Origin of the sequence: Ochrobactrum sp. 19YEA23 (assembly GCF_029909865.1) — a bacterium.
Lineage (GTDB): Bacteria > Pseudomonadota > Alphaproteobacteria > Rhizobiales > Rhizobiaceae > Brucella > Brucella gambitense.
Genome location: NZ_JASAMQ010000002.1, coordinates 503,285 through 519,035 on the forward strand (window position 1 = coordinate 503,285; position 15,751 = coordinate 519,035).

Genomic DNA, 15,751 nt, shown 5'->3' on the forward strand with positions numbered 1-15,751 from the left:
TCAGGCATCCTTACCATACCAGAACGCATCCGGCATAAATACTCCGAGAAAACCCGTCGGGTCGAAGCCGTAAAGTCCCTTGTCTGGCACGTTCCGGAGACTGTCTGCTCGCAAGACGGGTTGTGGCGTGCTGTTGACGATGCCGATAGAAAATACCTGTTGCGAATAGATATCGAGCATCTGCGTCCAAATGGCGGCTCTTTCGGTCATGTCGCTGGAATCCCGCCATTGGTCAAGAAGCTCGATAAGTTGCTTGACCTCGGGAATTTCCGGGGGATGGCCTTTCATCCCGTTCGACATGTAATACATGCCCCAGACCGGCCATTGCAATTGGTCATCGGAGGTTGGCGCGAGTTCGCCCGGGTTCATGTCGGCAGTAGGGATGCCATTGTCGAGCCCCGACCACATTGCCATCATGATTTCGCCCCCCATGGCCCGGCTGCGGAAAACGTCACGCTGAGATGTCCGGATGAACAGCGCAATGCCGATATCCAGCCAGTGATCTGTGATCAGCTCAAGGATATCTGTCTCCAGCGTACTTTCGCCAGCGGTTTCGACCACGATTTTTGCCGGACGACCGTCGGGTAGCAAGCGTATGCCATTCTCGTCACGCTTTTGCAGACCTGCGGCGTCCAGCAGGGCGTTCGCTTGCGCTGGATCGTGTGCACTCCACGCAGTTCGGTATCCGGGTTTGAACAGCGGGCTTTCGGGCAGGATGGTATTGGCACTGTCAACGGCAAGGCCGTAGAACACCGCCTTGTTGATCTCAGTTCGGTCGATCGCAAGCGACAACGCGCGGCGCACCCGTACATCCCAGAAAAGCGACCGCCAAGTCGCGTCGGTACAGTTGAGATTGGGCAGCAAGCTCACTCGCGAGCCTTCCGTCCGTTTCCATAAACTGACCTTGATCGGAAATCGCTTCTCTGAATCCTTCAGGAAAGCGTAGTCGGCAAAATCGAGACCATGTGCCTGCAGGTCGCTTTCTCCTGCGCCGGTTTTGGCTGCTATGATTGCAGGGGAACTGATGTTCAGAACCACTTTATCGACATAGGGCAATTGCAGGCCGTTTTCATCGACACGGTGGAAATACGGATTGCGCTCAAAAACGAACTGTTCAGCCGGTGAAGCGGTCGTGTTGCGCCACGGATCGAGCGTCGGCAGCTCGGGGTTTTCGGGACGATAGCTGCGGGCCATATTGAAGTGAAGATCAACCCATTTCTTGACGCGATATTGCTTCATCAGCGCGGAAAGCCGGAAGTTGTCCTGATATTTCTTGTGAAACTGCTTCATATATTGCGACGGCAGAACAATCGTCAGCGCCTGTGGTGCAGCTAGCAGCGGCAGAAAATCCGGATTGGGAGCATCCCAGCTATATCGGACGGTCAACTCGTCGATGACTTCGAAACGTGGTGGTCTTCCATCAACGAGCAGCACTCGCGGCGGTCCACCGCGCTTCAGCTCCGTATTGAGCATCACGTCTTCCCAGCAATAGCGGAAATCCTCTGATGTCAGAAGAGAACCATCCGACCAGCGGTGTCCGGGGCGTATCTTGAAGGTAAAGGCCCTGTCCTCGATCACTTCGAAGCTTTGGAGAATATCCGCATGCATGTTGAGCTTTTCATCGTAGCCGACCAGGCGGGAATAGCCATAAAGTGTCATCAGCCGGATGTCTTTCTGGTTGCCGATCAAGGTCCGGATGACACCACCATTGACGCCGGGCTTTCGACCAAGGGCTGCCATGTTGATGACCCTTGGAGTTTTGGGGAGACGGTCGGTTATGCTGGGCAGCCCTGAAGGTCCCCGCGGCGGCATTGAATAGTTCCAGTCAAACGATCTCGCCCGCGCAACGCCAGGCAGAACGCAGGAAGCAAGCATAGCCAAAGCAGTACGGCGGTTGATCAAGGTCTCAACTCCCGCACATCTGCCGTTCTGCGTGCAAGCACAAGATGCCCATTGCCCAGATCCGTTGGTGTCAACATATCTTCCGGACCGTCGTTGCGGAACTGGATCCCCCAGTTGCGCTTGTCGGATGCGCCGCTGGCCCGGAGCTTGCCAAAGTCAAGCGGACGATCAAGATCGGGAAATGGAACCGCCGCAAGCAGCGACTTCGTATAGGGATGGACGGGCGACCGCATCAAGGTACTGCGCGGAGCTATTTCGACGATCCGTCCGGCACACATCACGGCGATCCGGTCGGCCATATAGTCCACTACCGCCAGATTGTGTGAAATGAAGATGTAAGTGAGCCCGAGCTCCTTCTGCAAATCCTTGAGAAGATTGAGAATCTGCGCCTGTACAGACACATCAAGCGCCGATACCGGTTCATCGCACAGGATCAGTTCCGGGCCAAGCGCCAGGGAGCGCGCGATGCCGACGCGCTGGCGCTGGCCGCCGGAGAGACCATGTGGATAGCGTTTAAGATAGCGCCGGTTGAGGCCGACGACATCCATCAGGTCAGACACCTTGTCCATCCGGGATTTGGCGTTTCCGCGCCCGTGGATTTCCAGCGGTTCGCTGAGAATATTCTGGATCGTCATGCGCGGCGATAGCGACGATACCGGATCCTGAAACACCATCTGGATTTTAGTGCGCAGCGCTTGCAGCTCGCTCCCGCTGGCGTCGAGGACATCAATCGGGCCTGTACTGCCGTTGAATGTCACTGAGCCGGCATCTGGCGTGATGGCGCGCATCAGAATCTTACTCAGTGTAGTCTTGCCGCAACCGCTCTCGCCGACCAGACCGAAACATTCGCCGCGCAATACATCGAAACTGACATCGTTGACTGCGCGTGTCGGCGGTCCGTCATCTTTTGAAAAGAGGGTCTTGCGGGCGGCGAAGGTCTTGGAGACGTTGCGCACGGAGAGCAGCACATTGCTGCGATCCTCATTAGCCGCCTTTGTCTTACCCATCAACTTGGTGACATCGACGGGCACATCGCGCAAGGATTTCAACCGTTCGCCCGGCCTCATGTCGAAATGCGGCACGGCGGCCATCAGCCCCTTGAGATAGGAGTGGGCTGGTTTGCGGAAAATCGTTTCGACGGGACCGGATTCCATGATTTCGCCGTGATAGATAACGACGACTTCGTCCGCGACATTCGCAACAACGCCCAGATCATGCGTGATGAGCAGCATTGCCATGTTAAGCTTGGTGCGCAGCTCGCCTAGCAGCTCAAGAATTTGTGCCTGAATGGTAACATCAAGCGCCGTGGTGGGTTCGTCAGCGATCAGCAGTGATGGCTTGCATATAAGCGCCATTGCAATCATGGCGCGCTGACGCATACCACCGGACAGCTCGAATGGATATTTGTCATAGGCGCGAGCCGGGTTCTGAAAGCCCACAAGTCCAAGCATCTGCTCGGTCTGCTCGCGCCGTTCGGCTTTGGTGTCTTTCGTATGGATCGACAGCACTTCGGAAATCTGGTTGCCGATCGTGTGGAGCGGTGATAGGGAGGTCAACGGCTCCTGGAAAATCTTGCCTATACGGCTGCCGCGCAAGGCGCGAATCTCCGGGCCATCGGTTGGAAGGCTGAGAATGTCGATCGGCGGCTGGCCCGGTGCAGCAGGATCTTGGAAGAGTATCCTTCCACTTGCGGACGCAGTGCGCGGCAGGATTCCCATAACGGACTGGCTTATAACGGATTTTCCGGAACCGGATTCCCCGACAAGGGCTGTGACTTTCCCTGGCAGGACTCGGAGATCCGCCTTCTTCACGGCCATGATTTCCCCGCCCATCAGGCTGAAGGAAATGCTCAGATTTTCAATCCTCAAGAGATCCGTACCAGAGATCATGCTTGTGGGCCTTCACAGTTGCGTGTTTCCGGTGCGGATACCCCGATGTGAACGCTAGCGCACGAATGCTGTCGAGTCTATGACTAGATTCCTACCTCCCAGTAGTCGCCATACGGCAATTGAAGGATATGCGGCGGGAATTTCTTCTCGTCCGGAAGGGTTACTTGATGAGGCTGCAAGCGTTGCTGTCGCGCAGGACGTCCTTGCAGTTGGCCGATCTCCGGAAATCATCATAGAACAGCGACCATTCGCCGGTTCCAGCCGCACGATATGGCCCAAATTTGAAATACTGGTTCTTGCCCAAACCTGGGTCGTTATGGCCGATAAAGCCCTTGACTGTCGCGACCCAGAGATCGTTGGCGAAAATCTCGATATGGCCGGTTCCGTCAGGTCCGGGTTTCGTCATGATCGCAAAGTCGATCCATCCGGAATCCGGAGCGGGAAGGTTGTTACCGCGCAGCGTGACAGTGATTTTATCCGTGCATCCAGTGAAGAGATTGCCATCTTCGGCAACCCAATTGTTGTCGGTCGCAACAAGCGCCCGCATCTGGTTGGTTTCCGGGCGCAACCAAACCGGTGTCGAGCCTTTGGTGCATGTTGCGGCTATGCCCTTGGTCCCGGTGGAAACGGGCGCGTGATAATTCGTTTCCACCGTCATGAAGAGTTTGCCCTTATTGAGCCGCACCGCCAGAAACGGGCTGAAGTCGCCTTTTGTCCCGGGGCCGATCTCGCGTTTCCATTGCGCAATGACATAACGGTGGTCGTCCTGCGGGATGGGGTCGGCGAATTTAACGGCAAAGCCATACCAGACAGCTTCGTCATACGGGACACGGAGCGCGGTTTTTTCCCAGATTTCCGCCCGTTCGCTGCAGTTTTCTGTTGTTGCTTTGCAGCCGGGCCGCACACTCAGTTTCAGAGCGCCGGTTCCGGTGCGGGTGACCGCACTCTGGAACTCGACTGATCCTGCTTTCTGTTCATCATTGTTGCGGTAATATAGCCCGCCTGTGGGTGAAAAATCTTCACCGTCGAAAGTGTCGAAAAGGGGTGTGTTCAATGGATCGGCAACCGCTGGGACTCTGACAAAGAATGTGAGTATAAGTAACGCAACAGCCCATGTCTTCATCATTGCATGAAGTTTCCCTCAAGTTTCCGGGGCTTCTTCTGATCGCGGGAATTGCGGTAAAGCAGCATCACCTGCTCGGCCTCCGAGCCCGCATCCGATTTGTTTTGGCCGGTTGCCTCGACGTTGCCCAACTTCATGTTCTCTGCACCTGGCGCCAGTATCGTTACCTTTTCCTGAACACCGCGCAGTTTCTTCGCGCCGAGCATCAACCAGTCGCCGCCGCAATAGGTGGCGAACGCCTCGCTGGCGATGATTGGGTGGTCGGGATAGAGTCTGGTCAGTCCCTGCAGCCGGGCCACTTCATTGACCGCGCTGCCAAAAGTGGAGAATGTCAGCCGGTCCTTAAGCCCGACATTTCCGAACATGACGTTGCCGACATGCAGCCCCATCCCGTAGCGGATTTCATCTAACCCCTTCTTCTTTCGCTCATCGTTCATGTCTGTCACGGCGGCGGCGGCTTTCCGCACTGCTTCCATTGCCGCGCGGGCTGCAATCTCGGAAGGCTCCCGGTGACGTCCGCACGGGTAAGCGGCAAGGAAACCGTCTCCGATGAAACTCAGAATCTCGCCGCCATTCTTGTTGAATGGCGCAGCGATTGCATCGAAAAATTCGTTAAGGGTGTCGATATAAACCTGCCTGCCATACTGGTCGGCTAGGTTGGTCGATTGTCGCATGTCGCCCATCACGAGTACCGCGCGAATGGTCTCCCCATCCCCGCGACGTATCTGGCCTGACAACACGCGCTTGCCGGCATTGCTGCCGAGATAAGTGGTGACCACGTTGTCCGCGAGCTTGCCCAGCACTGCCATCTTCGCCGCGATAGCAAGGTTGTCCTGAATTTTCAGGAGTGTCTCGACGACGTCGTCCCCGAAGCCGCCCGGGACATCCGTCGTCCAGGAGCCCACCATACCCTGGCTGTCACCCTCGCCGAAGGAGTGTACGAAGGCGAGATAGTCGGTGGCGCCGATTTCCTTCAATTCATCGAAAACCGCGAATTCCGAAGGTATGGACGGGTCGATCTCACGATGCAGATGCGGCAGGTTGTTGCTGAGAAGATAGAAATAGGGGCTGTTGAGAAAGCGCTCCGTATCCTTCTCGCTGGCCGAGGCGCGAAACCCTTCGATTTCCATGCCTTTGCCGCGTATCCACGTGAAGCCGAGCGCATCGTAGAGCGGATGCAACATCGAAAAGCTCAAATGAACACGCATCAGCGGCACACCGGCCGCTGCGAGTTGATCGCAAAATCCTTCGGCCAGAGTTTCGAGGCTTGCGCCGTTCAGCGCGGACTGTTGTAGCCAGTATAAAACTGGACTGAGCAATGTTTCGGAAATCGTAATCCGGGGGACATCCATCGCTTTTTGTTCTTTCCAGCCATCAGCCGTTTCATGGCGTGTCATCAGCAAATCACGCTGACCAATATAGCGTGTAATAGCCGCAAAGCCAGTTTCACCAAAGTAAAATAGAAAGGATTTTCGCTCTACGTGCAGTTGCCATTAAGCCGCGTGCTTGACATGGAGCCTGCAAATCCGCCACTGAAAGGCATCAACTGCCGGAGATCCATGATCTTGACCGATTCTGTTCCGCTTCACGGAAACCTGTTTACCGCTATTGCAGATCGTTCGGCGCGAGTGGGCGTCATCGGCCTTGGCTATGTCGGACTGCCACTGGCGATGACCGTCGCAAATAGCGGTTTTAGCGTTATTGGCTTCGATATCGACCCCGGCAAGATTGTCATGATTGACGATGGCAAATCCTACATAGAGTCCGTATCCGATACGCTTTTGGGGTGTCATGTCGGCGAAGGTCGTTTCCGCGCGACAACTGATTTTGCGTGCCTTGGCGACTGCGATATCATCATCATCTGCGTTCCGACGCCGCTGACCAAACAGCGGGACCCTGACCTGTCATTCGTCGTCAAGACCTCCGAGGCGATCGCCCGAACGTTGAAGCCCGGCCAACTGATCGTGCTGGAATCCACTACCTATCCCGGCACCACGAATGAGGTGGTGCGACCGATCCTGGAAGAGACCGGACTGCGTTCCGGCACGGATTTCTTCCTTGGCTTTTCGCCAGAACGCGAGGATCCCGGCAATCGCGATTTCGAGACCGCGAGCATCCCGAAGATCGTGGCTGGCGATGGACCAGAGGCGTCCCAACTCATGACGGCCTTCTATGGAGCCGCCGTCAAAACTGTTGTTCCGGTCTCGTCCAACGCCACCGCCGAGGCGGTAAAGCTGACGGAAAACATCTTCAGAGCGGTCAATATCGCGCTCGTCAATGAGTTGAAGGTCGTTTTCGAGGCCATGGGCATCGATATTTGGGAAGTGATCGAGGCCGCCAAGACCAAACCATTCGGCTATATGCCGTTCTATCCGGGTCCGGGGCTGGGCGGGCACTGCATTCCCATCGATCCGTTTTACCTGACCTGGAAGTCGCGCGAATACGAACTGCCCACGCGCTTCATCGAGCTTGCTGGTGAGATCAATTCGGCCATGCCGCGCCATGTAGTCGACCGGTTGGCTGAGACGCTTGACCGCCGCCACGGCAAGGCCGTGAGCCGTTCGCGTGTCCTAGTCATCGGGCTTGCCTATAAGAAAAATGTGCCTGACATTCGCGAAAGTCCATCGTTGAAACTTATCGAGCTGATTGAAGCTCGTGGCGGATCGACCAGCTATCACGATCCCTTTGTCGCGACGATTCCAACGACACGCGAATATATCGAACTGCGTGGCCGCAGTTCGGTCGAACTGACCGAAGAGGTAGTCAGAAGCTTTGACGCTGTGCTCGTTGCCACCGACCATGATCCGATCGACTATCAGGCGCTGGTCAACTGGGCGCCCTTGGTCATCGACACCCGCAATGCGTTCGGACGCCGTGGCATTAGCGGCGACAATATCGTCAAGGCATAGCTCGGCACATTGTTGAAGAATGCCGCAGCGTTCCATCATGCAGGAAGAATAAACCATGAGCCGTCTTGACAGTTTCATCCGCCGTCTCTGTGCCCAGCGTGATATCCTGAACTGCATTACGGATGATGTACGCGCAACCCCGGGCACCATCATGGAGCTTGGCCTTGGTAACGGTCGCACATATGATCATATCCGGGAGCTTTTTCCCGATCGTCGTATCATTGCATTTGATCGTGTGATGCAGTCCTTCGAAAGCTCGACGCCTGACAGCGACAATCTGGTACTGGGCGAAATCAAGGACACGATCCGTGATTATTTTGGCATTGAGGCAGCATTTGTGCATGCCGATATTGGCACCGGTCATGACGACCTGGACGCCATGACGCTGACATGGCTGCCCGATGCGGCAGCCCGCTTGTTGACACAGGGTGGTATCGCGGCCAGCGGTCTGCCGCTAGAACACCCGGAATTGACACCGATACCAGTACCGCAGAATATCCCGGCGAAGCGCTATTTTCTATATCGTCGTCGTTAGCCTCATTGGCAAAGTGCAGCCCTCAGCTTAAAACTTTTTATCCCGCCTTTATATGACACGGGATACTTCCATTTTGTTGCAAACGCACTAGAAATATACTGGCAAGAGCGGAGGAGGTTTCGCAACATGCATCGGTATAGCTAGAGCGATCAACCGTATTGGCACCATAGCAGCACGGCCCGGCGGGCCATCGATTTCAAATGGGACTTCATGGAAAAGAACCTAGCCCGCTATATCTGGTCCACGACGCGCGCCCAGCAAGCCTGGATTCTTTTTGTCGTCGCCGTTTCGATGATCCCCTATTTCCTGTCATTTGATCTGCCCAAACAGATCATCAACGGCCCCATTCAGGGCATAGGTTTTGAGAAGCCGGGCGCTAGGCAGACTTTCATGCGCATCACCTATGATTTCCCGATTGTGGGCGAGGTGGTCTTCTTCGGCGGTCTGCAACTTAACCGCGTCCAGATGCTCGTCGGCCTCAGCATGGTGTTCCTGCTGCTGGTGGTGATCAACGGTCTCTTCAAGCTCTACATCAATACCTATAAGGGCAGGCTCGGCGAGCGCATGCTGCGCCGCATCCGCTTTGATCTCGTGGACCGTGTGCTGCGTTTTCCACCATTCCATTTCAAGCGGGTGCGCTCTGCGGAAATCGCGACCATGATCAAGGATGAAGTGGAGCCGCTCGGAGGCTTTACCGGCGACGCCTTTGTACAGCCGGCCCTCCTTGGGGGGCAGGCTGTTACGGCGCTCGCCTTCATTCTGATGCAGAATTTCTGGCTCGGCATGATTGCTGCGATCATTGTTGCCGCGCAGGGCATTATCATTCCCCGGATGCGCAAGCGGCTTCTGGAACTTGGGCGTCAGCGCCAGCTGTCAGCGCGTGAGCTTTCGGGCCGCGTGGGCGAAATCGTCGAGGGCATCAGCGCCATCCACAGCAACGACACGTCGAATTTCGAGCGCGCCGATATCGCCAATCGACTGGGCCACATCTTCACCATCCGCTATAATCTCTATCAGTGGAAATTTCTGGTCAAGTTCATCAATAATTTCCTGGCGCAGGTCACGCCATTCCTGTTCTACATGATCGGCGGCTTTCTGGCGCTTCAGGGCCGGCTCGACATTGGCCAGCTCGTCGCCGTCATCAACGCCTACAAGGATCTGCCTGGTCCGCTCAAGGAACTGATCGACTGGGACCAGAACCGGCAGGATGTGCAGGTCAAATATGCTCAGGTCGTCGAGCAGTTCAGCGTCGATAATCTCATCAACCCGAAGGTACAGTCCGTCCACTACGATACAGTTTCCCCGCTTGATCAGCCACTTGTCGTCACCAATGTCACGGTGCAGGACGACAGCGGCGCGTCGCTTCTGGAACATATCAGCATCGAGTTGAAGCCGACCGAGACTGTAGCACTGATCGGGCCTGCTGGCAGCGGCAGCGACGTTTTTGCCGAACTGCTCGGTCGGCTCGTCTGGCCCTCGACGGGACGGGTCTCAATCGACAGTCACGATCTTCTCGAGTTGCCTGAATCGGTTACAGGGCGGCGCATTGCCTATGCGTCGGGCGATGGCTATTTCTTCAGCGGTTCCTTACGCGATAATCTGCTCTATGGGCTGAAACATGCGCCGCTGACCAAGGTCGCCTATGAGGGCGATGACGCAGAAAAACGGCGCTGGGAAATCGCAGAAGCGCGCCGCGCACGAAACCCTGATTTCGACCTCAACAGCGACTGGGTCGATTACGCGGCGATGGGAATTAAGGGGCGGGACGAGCTTTACGCCATTGTGCGCCCTGTCCTCGATGCGGTGATGGTGACCCATGACATTTTCGACATAGCGCTTCTGTCAAAGGTCGATACGGTTGCTCATCCCGAATTCATCGGGCGGATCGTTGAACTCAGGCAGGCGTTGCGCCAGCGGCTTGATGGCAGCGATATGGCCGAACTCGTCATTCCTTTCGAGCCGGATGTCTATAACGCGCAGGCGACGGTGGGTGAAAATCTCCTGTTCGGTGTGCTCGACCGCTCCTCCATGACTATCCGGCAATTGGCGGCGCATCCGTTTTTCCGGGATGTTATCGGCGAGAACGATCTTCTCGCCGATCTCTACGCGATGAGTCTCGAAATCGCGGAAAATGCAATTGAGCTTTTCCGAGATCTGCCGCCGGATCATCCCTTCTTCCAGCAACTGACCTTCATGCGTCCTGAAGACATTCCCGATTACGAGACGCTTTTGCAACGGGTGAAGGGGCTCAGTGTTGATGCCGTGTCGGATGATGATCGCGTCAGCATTGTGCGTCTAAGCTTCGCCTATATTGAGCCACGGCATCGCTTCGGCCTTCTGACTGAAGCGTTGAAGGCCAAGATCGTAAAGGCGCGAACCCGCTTTCTGCGAGATACGCCGAAGGATTTACGTGCCGTTATCGAGCCCTACGAGCCGGATCGTTTCATCAAGCACGCCACGCTTCTCGATAATCTTCTGTTCGGCAAGATAAGCTACGGGAAGGTGAACGCGTCGGAGAAGATTCGATCGACCCTTATCGATCTTTTTGAGGAAACAGGTCAGCAGCGTACAATCATGATCATCGGCCTCGATTTTGATGTTGGTTCGGGCGGCAAGCGGTTGACCAGCGTGCAGCGTCAGAAGATCAATATGGCGCGGGCTTTGCTGAAACATGCCGATTATGTGGTGTTCAACCGGCCGTTGCCGTCGCTGGATCAGCGTATCCAGATCCAGATCGCGGGAAACATCATGCATACGTTGCATAAAGAAGGTCATAAACCCGCGATAATATGGGCGCTGAGCAATTTTCCACTCGCCAGCGACTTCGACCGCGTTATCGTGTTTGATCATGGACGCGTGGTGCAGGATGGCACCTATGAGGCACTGATACAGGAAGATGGGCCGCTCAAGGAGTTGCTGTCGTAAAGCGTGATGAAAGGGGAAATCGATGTTGTTGAAGGATGAGGTCGAAATGCTGCGGCGCATGCCGTTCTTTGCCGGTATAGAGCCGTCGAAGCTGAAGCTTCTCGCCTTCACCTCTGATCGCATGACCTTTAAGCCCGGAGAGACACTGTTCCATCAGGGCGACATATCCGATGCTGCCTATGTGATCCTCTTGGGCAGCGCGGATATTCTGGTCGATTCACCCGGTGGACCGATCAAGGTTGCCGAAGCCCAGCCGAATTCAATCGTCGGTGAAATAGGTATTCTTTGTGATATGGGGCGCACCGCCACGGTGAGGGCGGCGACACCGCTGGAAACCTTGCGCATCAGCAAGGAACACTTCACGAAAATTCTCAGCGACTACCCGGAAATGGCCGTCACGATCATGCGGGAATTGGCAAAACGGCTCGGCCAGACCACTGCCGAACTAACACTCGAGCGCAGTCGCCATCAGAGTAAACATTCTGATTGAAAGGACGGGTGGTTCGAAGTTAATGCCTGGTGGCCTCTCCATCTTGATGGCCTGTTCGAATTGAAAACGCTATATGATGCCAGGTTCTATCGTTCATGTTCCGGAGTATAAATGGTTAGCTCTAAACCGCGACTGCCATTGATATAGCAGCCTGTAGCGTTGTTACGAAAATACCGACGATTAGTCCGGTCTAGAATGATTTTAGAGGCGAAATCCAGCTCACGACCCAATAGATCAACACCGAATTTTTTTTGATCGATCATCATGCAAACCATTTGATAAACAGTACTACTATTGCGCCCCTGCGAATGATAACAACGATCAAGGTTCATCAGTTGTGAAAATGGTATGGCTCTGAAATCGGCGACCCTTAAGGATGTGGCTGCGTTAGCGAATGTATCGCGCGCCACTGCTGCCCGCGCACTCAACAGTTACGGCTATGTTGGTGATGAAACGGCCCAGAAGGTTCAGGCTGCTGCGGAGAAACTGGGATACAGAGGCAATCGACTGGCCCAGGCTCTGCGCAGCGGGCAGTTGCCGATTATCGGCTGCGTTCTTGGTGACATACAAAATCCGTTTTTTGCTAAAATTGCCCATGATGTCGAAGTGCTGGCGCGCGAAGAGGGGCACAATCTCATCATTGCGAGCAGTGAAGAACAACTGGATCAGGAAAAATCACTGCTGGCCAGCCTTCAGTCGTTGAGCATTCGCGGTTTCATCGTGGCACCGACATCAGCTGAAGACAGTTCACATCTGCAACGTCTGATAGCCGAAAACGTACCCCTGGTCCTCATCGATCGCGCAGCGCAGGGTGTCGAGTGCGATAGTGTTGTGGTCGACAATGAAGGTGGCGCACGCAAAGCCATTGAATATCTGATCGAAATGGGGCATCGCGATATTGCGCTTTTGCAGGATGATGCACGCATCTTCACATCACGCGAGCGTTTCAACGGCTATAAGGCTGCGTTGCTTGCACATGGCATCGAACCCAATGAAAAATTGATCTGCGTCGCACAGTCGACGGTTGAGTATGCCGTGGATGCAACCATCCGCTTGTTCAGTCAAAAAAAACCTCCAACGGCACTTTTTACTGTCGACAGTTTGATGACGCAGGGAGCGCTTTTAGCATTCCGATCGATGGGAATATCGATTCCCCACGATGTCTCTCTGATCGGTTTTGATGATTTTAATCTGGCGACTTTTACCGATCCACAGATCACGGTCGTTGCCCAGCCGGTGTCGGAAATAGGTCGTGCTGCTGCCCGACTTTTGCTTGAAAAAATAGCAGGGAAAAAGAGACCGCCGGAGAAAATAAGCTTTGAAACCAAGCTGATAGTCCGAGGTTCGGTCAGCCGTCGATGATCCGACGAAGCTTGATTTTCTGCCTGCAAAAAAATTTCTGAAACCCACTTGCCACAAGAAAAATCTTGTGTGCTAAATATATGTGAGATCGATCTCACATTGTCTCAACGAGTTTCAGGCGCAAAACCGGTTCGGGCTTTTCTCGAGGTTTCAACTGCGCAAACGGGAAGGTAGTAATGCTCAACTTCGATAAAGATCGCTTTGTGAAAATACAGGGCGGCGCGGTCGCAATTGCAGAGGATGTGCGCTCTCTGATGCGCAGGCTGCTCGATGATGGTCTGGAACGCATTTTCTTCATGGGGACGGGCGGTGTGCAGTTTTTGACCCAGCCCGCAATCGAGATTGCCCGTAATGCAACCGTTTTCCCGGTGTCATCGGCATTTTCCGCTCAGGTTGTTCTAGAGGCGCCCGCCGGGTTGGACGAAAAGGCTCTTGTGATCCTTCCATCGCTGTCCGGGACGACCAAGGAAAGCGTGCAGCTACTGGCATTCTTGAAGAAGAAGGGCGTGAAAACGTTATCGCTCACTGGTCACAAGGATACACCGCTGGGCCTTGATGCCGATTACAACTTCACCAATTTTGCAGAAGACGACACTTCTTCGGAATCGTTTTACCTGCAGACCCTCTTGATCGTGCTGGCACTGTTGGCTGAGCGCGGCGAATTTCCAGAATACGATGAAACCGTCTCCGAGTTGAAGCGCCTGCCCGAACTGCTGGTTTCGGTGAAGGAAAAATTTGAAGAAGGCGCAGCCGCGCTCGCGCAGGAAATCAAGGACGAGAAATATCACATCTTTACCGGCGCTGGTGCTGCGTGGCCAGAGGCCCACTATTACGGAATGTGTATTCTTGAAGAAATGCAATGGATCCGCACCCGTCCAGTTCATGCGTCCGATTTCTTCCACGGCACGCTCGAACTAGTTGAACCAGGCGTCAGCCTGTTCATATTCAAGGGCGAGGATGCATGCCGTCCATTGACGGAGCGCGTCGAGAGTTTCGCAAAGCGTTACACGGATAAGGTTCGTATTCTGGACGCTGCTTCAGCCAGCCTCCCGGGCATTTCCCAAAAGACTCGCAGCCTGATCTCTCCAATCATCCTGGCAACCATGTTGGAACGTTTGAGTGCTCATCTGGAAGTGCTGCGCGACCACCCGTTGACCACGCGGCGCTATTACAAACGTGTCGAGTACTAAAAGCCTTTCCCGATCCGGTTCTACCGGATCGGGTTCCTGCATTCTGGCGACGTAAAGAAACAATAGCTAAAAGAGAGGAACTTCGAGATGAAATGCAAAACGTTTTTGAGCACAACGAGCCTTGCTTCACTCCTGATGTTTGGATTGTTGGCTGGCAACATGAATGCAGCTCTCGCCAGTGACGCTGTGGTTGCGGAACCTGATGCTCCCGTCGAATATTCTGGCACGTTGAGCATTTTGACGAAGTTTGGCCTTCAGCAGCTTTCGCCCTATTTCGTGAACGCCGCCAAGGAATATGAGAAGCTTCACCCGGGCGTAAAAGTCGAGCTTATTCAAGAAAGCGACGATAGCGTGAAGGGGAAAACCAAGGCCCTGGTTGCGTCTAACTCGCTGCCAGATATTTACTTCACCTGGACTGGGAGCTGGGGCGAAAACTTTGTACGAGGCAATCGTGCTGTCGACCTGACCAAGATTATTGGTCCCGACACGCCATGGGGAAAACAGCTCGCCCATGCCGCCGTCAGCGCATTCCAGTATAATGGCAAATTATACGGAATTCCGCTTTATCTAGACGCAAAGTTCATGGGCTATAACAAAGCCCTTTTTGACAAGGCCGGTGTGGCGGAACCGAAGAGTTTCGATGAACTGATCAGTGCCTGTGCGGCTCTGCGCAAGTCGGGTGTGACGCCGATTTCGTTCGGGAACAAGGAAGGCTGGCCGGCCGTGCATTTTGCGGGACAGTTGCTGGCCTATAACGTTCCACAGGCGACGCTTGAAAAGGATTTCAACCCGAAGACGGCCGAATATTCGGATGCAGGCTATGTTGAAAGCCTGACGCAGCTGAAAAAACTCATCGACGATTGTTCGGACGGCGCAGGTACAAACGGCTCATCTTACGCTTCGGCATTGCAGCAGTTTAGCAACGCCAAATCCGCAATGTACTACCAAGAAATTATCGAATTTGATCAAAGCACGGCAGATGGCGCACTGAAGAAGGAAGACTTTGGCTTTTTCAAACTGCCGGCAACAAAAGACGCAAAAGGTGATGTCAAATCAATAGAAGGTGCACCTGAAGGTTACATGATCAATTCAGCGTCGAAGAATATTCCGCTGGCTGTGGACTTCATGAAGTTTATCACCTCACCCGAAAACGGAAAGGTTTTGTCAGCCCCGCCTTATGGGCAGCCAAGCGCGACTGTTGGCGGATATTCGGCCGAAAGTATGAACCCGTCCGTCGTTGAAGGTCTAAAGGTTATCGCGGGTTCGTCTTATCTGATGCCGTGGCTTGATACGGCTAATCCACCGCGCGTTGCATCTGTCTGGCTTTCAGGCCTCCAAGCTCTGATTGGTGGATCCATGACACCGGAACAGGTCATGGAAAAGGTAAAAAAGGCTGCAGCCTCTTCCCGATAAGGATGTTATTGGC

General features: G+C 54.5%; 11 protein-coding genes. 7 read left to right on the forward strand and 4 right to left on the reverse strand.

Annotated elements, in window-relative coordinates:
• The 4 genes from QBD01_RS08925 to QBD01_RS08940 form a co-directional block, all read right to left on the reverse strand.
• Window positions 1-1,902 (reverse strand): ABC transporter substrate-binding protein, encoded by a 1,902-nt coding sequence (locus QBD01_RS08925; protein ID WP_392391345.1) that lies wholly within the window; start codon window positions 1,900-1,902, stop codon window positions 1-3.
• Window positions 1,899-3,791, reverse strand: coding sequence for an ABC transporter ATP-binding protein (locus QBD01_RS08930; RefSeq protein WP_182523099.1), 1,893 nt, complete (start codon window positions 3,789-3,791; stop codon window positions 1,899-1,901). Before QBD01_RS08930 ends, QBD01_RS08925 begins: the two co-directional genes overlap by 4 nt.
• Before the next feature lie 160 nt (window positions 3,792-3,951).
• Complete coding sequence (locus tag QBD01_RS08935) at window positions 3,952-4,917, reverse strand: polysaccharide lyase (protein ID WP_182523100.1); 966 nt, start codon at window positions 4,915-4,917, stop codon at window positions 3,952-3,954.
• Window positions 4,914-6,266 carry an adenylate/guanylate cyclase domain-containing protein gene (locus QBD01_RS08940; protein ID WP_182523129.1) on the reverse strand — a complete coding sequence of 451 codons (1,353 nt, stop codon included), beginning with the start codon at window positions 6,264-6,266 and terminating at the stop codon, window positions 4,914-4,916. The genes QBD01_RS08935 and QBD01_RS08940 overlap by 4 nt, the downstream gene beginning before the upstream one ends.
• Before the next feature lie 213 nt (window positions 6,267-6,479).
• Here QBD01_RS08940 and QBD01_RS08945 point away from each other — a divergent pair, with 213 nt between their 5' ends.
• The 7 genes from QBD01_RS08945 (at window position 6,480) to QBD01_RS08975 (ending at window position 15,738) form a co-directional block, all read left to right on the forward strand.
• Entirely contained in the window at window positions 6,480-7,823 is a 1,344-nt protein-coding gene (locus tag QBD01_RS08945) for a nucleotide sugar dehydrogenase (protein WP_392391346.1), read from the forward strand.
• Window positions 7,824-7,878: 55 nt separating this feature from the next.
• Entirely contained in the window at window positions 7,879-8,358 is a 480-nt protein-coding gene (locus QBD01_RS08950) for a class I SAM-dependent methyltransferase (RefSeq protein ID WP_182523101.1), read from the forward strand.
• A 210-nt stretch (window positions 8,359-8,568) separates the two neighbouring features.
• Complete coding sequence (locus QBD01_RS08955; protein WP_280992489.1) at window positions 8,569-11,283, forward strand: ABC transporter transmembrane domain-containing protein; 2,715 nt, start codon at window positions 8,569-8,571, stop codon at window positions 11,281-11,283.
• Window positions 11,284-11,305: 22 nt separating this feature from the next.
• The gene (locus tag QBD01_RS08960) at window positions 11,306-11,773 is read left to right on the forward strand and encodes a cyclic nucleotide-binding domain-containing protein (protein WP_182523103.1); all 468 of its coding nucleotides are present in this window, start codon (window positions 11,306-11,308) and stop codon (window positions 11,771-11,773) included.
• Between the two features lie 348 nt (window positions 11,774-12,121).
• On the forward strand, window positions 12,122-13,135 hold the full coding sequence (locus QBD01_RS08965; protein WP_280992490.1) for a LacI family DNA-binding transcriptional regulator: 1,014 nt from the start codon (window positions 12,122-12,124) through the stop codon (window positions 13,133-13,135).
• A gap of 176 nt (window positions 13,136-13,311) precedes the next feature.
• The gene (locus tag QBD01_RS08970) at window positions 13,312-14,325 is read left to right on the forward strand and encodes an SIS domain-containing protein (protein ID WP_182523105.1); all 1,014 of its coding nucleotides are present in this window, start codon (window positions 13,312-13,314) and stop codon (window positions 14,323-14,325) included.
• An 87-nt stretch (window positions 14,326-14,412) separates the two neighbouring features.
• Entirely contained in the window at window positions 14,413-15,738 is a 1,326-nt protein-coding gene (locus QBD01_RS08975) for an extracellular solute-binding protein (protein ID WP_182523106.1), read from the forward strand.
• The last annotated feature ends 13 nt before the right edge of the window (window positions 15,739-15,751 follow it).

What these genes read in the sequence shown, in the direction of transcription:
- QBD01_RS08955 (WP_280992489.1), top strand. Translation starts at nt 8,569, where the DNA reads ATGGAAAAGAACCTAGCCCGCTATATCTGGTCCACGACGCGCGCCCAG.
- QBD01_RS08965 (WP_280992490.1), top strand. Translation starts at nt 12,122, where the DNA reads ATGGCTCTGAAATCGGCGACCCTTAAGGATGTGGCTGCGTTAGCGAAT.
- QBD01_RS08975 (WP_182523106.1), top strand. Translation starts at nt 14,413, where the DNA reads ATGAAATGCAAAACGTTTTTGAGCACAACGAGCCTTGCTTCACTCCTG.
- QBD01_RS08960 (WP_182523103.1), top strand. Translation starts at nt 11,306, where the DNA reads ATGTTGTTGAAGGATGAGGTCGAAATGCTGCGGCGCATGCCGTTCTTT.
- QBD01_RS08950 (WP_182523101.1), top strand. Translation starts at nt 7,879, where the DNA reads ATGAGCCGTCTTGACAGTTTCATCCGCCGTCTCTGTGCCCAGCGTGAT.
- QBD01_RS08935 (WP_182523100.1), bottom strand. Translation starts at nt 4,917, where the DNA reads ATGATGAAGACATGGGCTGTTGCGTTACTTATACTCACATTCTTTGTC.
- QBD01_RS08930 (WP_182523099.1), bottom strand. Translation starts at nt 3,791, where the DNA reads ATGATCTCTGGTACGGATCTCTTGAGGATTGAAAATCTGAGCATTTCC.
- QBD01_RS08970 (WP_182523105.1), top strand. Translation starts at nt 13,312, where the DNA reads ATGCTCAACTTCGATAAAGATCGCTTTGTGAAAATACAGGGCGGCGCG.
- QBD01_RS08940 (WP_182523129.1), bottom strand. Translation starts at nt 6,266, where the DNA reads ATGGATGTCCCCCGGATTACGATTTCCGAAACATTGCTCAGTCCAGTT.